We start from the raw sequence: 2,394 nt of genomic DNA, 5'->3' as shown, positions 1-2,394 counted from the left end.
GAAAAGGGGACGGCGCCAGCGCCGTCCCCCGGGTTCCGCACTTCGGGCGTGCGGCCTTACTTGATGGACTTGGCCGCGGCGATGATCACGTCGGCCACCGCCTGCGGTTGCGACACCATCGGCACGTGGCTGGCAGCCAGCTCGGTGGTGTGGGCCTTGAGCTTTTTGGCCAGGGCGCGCTGGGCGCCGGGGTCGATCATGCGGTCCTGCGTGGCGACGATGTACCAGGACGGTTTGCTGGTCCAGGCGGCGACGCTGACCTTCTGCTCGAAGGCGCCACTGAAGACCGGGCCCTGGGTGGCGGCGATGAGGTTCGCCTCTTCCGGGCTGACGTCCTGGGCGAAGTCGCTGGCGATCGCGGCCGCCGGCAGGGTCAGGAAACCTTCCGCGTCGGCGACGAAGTGGGCCGAGCCGGGCGGTGTCGGGAAGGCCTTCAGGTCGGCGGTCGGCGCCGCGTCCAGCGATGGGGCGAAGGCGGCGACGTAGACCAGCGCCCTGACCTTGTCGTTGCCGCCGGCCTGGGTGATCACCGAGCCGCCCCAGGAATGTCCGACCAGCACCACCGGCCCGGCCTGCGCATTGATGATGCGGTTGGCCGCGGCCACGTCGTCCTCCAGCGAGGTCAGCGGGTTCTGCACCGCGACCGCGTCCAGGCCCTGGGCCTGCAGCAGCGGGATGATCTTGTTCCACGACGAGCCGTCGGCGAAGGCGCCATGGACCAGGACCACGGTGGTCTTGGCGGCGGCGGGCGCGGCGGTGCTGCTCTTGTCGGTGGTGCTCTCGGCGGCGCTGGCGCTCAGCAGGCCGGCGGCCGGCAGGGCCAGGGCCAGCAGCAGGGAGGAAGCCAGGCGGGTGGTTGCGGTTTTCATGGGTGTTCTCCAGTCAGGGTCGAGGGGACGTGCGGGAAGGTTGGCTGTGTTATCGCGGCAGTAGTTATCGCGATATGTATTTATTACCACGGGGCAGTTACTTGTCAAGCACTTTATTATCGTGATAAGCTTTATTTCGACAAGAGGTTGATTGGTTTCACTTTTTCGAGGTGCACGATGGCTGCCAACGTCTCCCTTCCACTCAGCGAACAGCTCTGCTTCTCCCTGTACGGGGCCGGCATGGCCATCAACCGCACCTACAAACCGCTGCTGGATCCACTGGGACTGACCTACCCCCAGTATCTGGTCCTGAGCACGCTGTGGGAGACCGATGGTCTGACGGTGAGCGCGATCGGCGCGCGCCTGGCCCTGGACTCCAGCACCATCACCCCCCTGGTCAAGCGCCTGGAAGCGGCCGGCTTCGTCACCCGCCAGCGCGGCACCCAGGACGAGCGCCAGGTGCATGTCTCGCTGACCGCTGCCGGCCGCGACGTACAGGCCCAGACCCGCTGCCTGGCCGAGACCCTGGGCATGCGATCGGGCATGCAGCTGGAGGAACTGGTGGCGTTGAACCGGCAGGTGCAGCGGTTGCGCGATGCGCTGTCGGCCGCATAGGACGGCCGGTTGCCCGTGCGTCCGGGTGGGCGTTGCGGGCTTTTGCTGGCGTACCAAATAAAAAGCCCCGCTTTGCGGGGCCTCTTTTTTCAACCGCTGGGTCCCGGCTTGCGCCGGGATGACGGCTTTCGGGATGACGGCGGTTATGCGAACGGATCCTGCAGCACCATGGTGTGGTCGCGGTCCGGGCCGGTGCTGACGATCGACAGCGGGCAGCCGGCCAGTTCTTCCAGCGCGCGCAGGTAGGCGCGGGCGGCGGCGGGGAGCTTGTCCCACTCGGTGATGCCGTGGGTGTTCTCTTCCCAGCCCGGGAACTCCAGATACACCGGTGTGCACTCTTCCCAACCCTGCGCATCCAGCGGTGCGTACTCCGTGCGCTTGCCGTGGTACTCGTAGGCGATGCAGATCTTCAGCGACTTCATGCCGTCCAGCACGTCCAGCTTGGTGATGCACAACCCGCTGATGCCATTGATGGCGACGGCGCGCTTCAAGGCCACGATGTCGATCCAGCCGCAGCGGCGCGGACGCCCGGTGGTTGCGCCGAACTCCTGGCCTTTCTTGCGGATTTCCTCGCCGACTTCATCGTCCAGCTCGGTCGGGAACGGACCGCCGCCCACGCGCGTGGCGTAGGCCTTGCAGATGCCCAGCACGTAGTCGATCGCGTCCGCGCCCACGCCGGTGCCGGCCAGCGCGCCGCCGACCGTGGTGTTGGACGAGGTGACGTAGGGATAGGTGCCGTGGTCGATGTCCAGCAACGCGCCCTGCGCGCCTTCGAACATCACCCGCTTACCCTGCTTGCGCAGGTCGTGGAGGATCCCGGCCACGTCGGACTTCATCGGCTGCACGTACTCGCCGAAGGCCAGCGCCTCGTCGAAGGTCTGCTGGAAATCGACCGGGTCGGTATTGAGGT

The 2,394-nt window shown here is 66.8% G+C and carries 3 protein-coding genes; 1 reads left to right on the top strand and 2 read right to left on the bottom strand.

Annotated elements, in window-relative coordinates:
• Positions 1–56 precede the first annotated feature (56 nt).
• Positions 57–869: an alpha/beta fold hydrolase gene (locus V6M63_RS18340; RefSeq protein WP_332744164.1), complete on the bottom strand. Its 813-nt coding sequence runs from the start codon at positions 867–869 to the stop codon at positions 57–59.
• A 177-nt stretch (positions 870–1,046) separates the two neighbouring features.
• Between V6M63_RS18340 and V6M63_RS18335 the strand changes: the two genes are divergently transcribed.
• Positions 1,047–1,484, top strand: a complete 438-nt coding sequence (locus V6M63_RS18335; protein WP_332744163.1) for a MarR family winged helix-turn-helix transcriptional regulator — start codon at positions 1,047–1,049, stop codon at positions 1,482–1,484.
• A 143-nt stretch (positions 1,485–1,627) separates the two neighbouring features.
• On the opposite strand, the gene V6M63_RS18330 is transcribed toward V6M63_RS18335, so the two are convergent.
• Positions 1,628–2,394, bottom strand: a 767-nt coding sequence (locus tag V6M63_RS18330; protein ID WP_332744161.1) for an adenylosuccinate synthetase, incomplete at its 5' end; no start/stop codon positions are given.

Origin of the sequence: Hydrogenophaga sp. (genome assembly GCF_036675665.1) — a bacterium.
Lineage (GTDB): Bacteria > Pseudomonadota > Gammaproteobacteria > Burkholderiales > Burkholderiaceae_C > Hydrogenophaga.
Note: the sequence above shows the minus strand (reverse complement) of the source record. Positions and strands in the feature narration are given on the sequence as shown.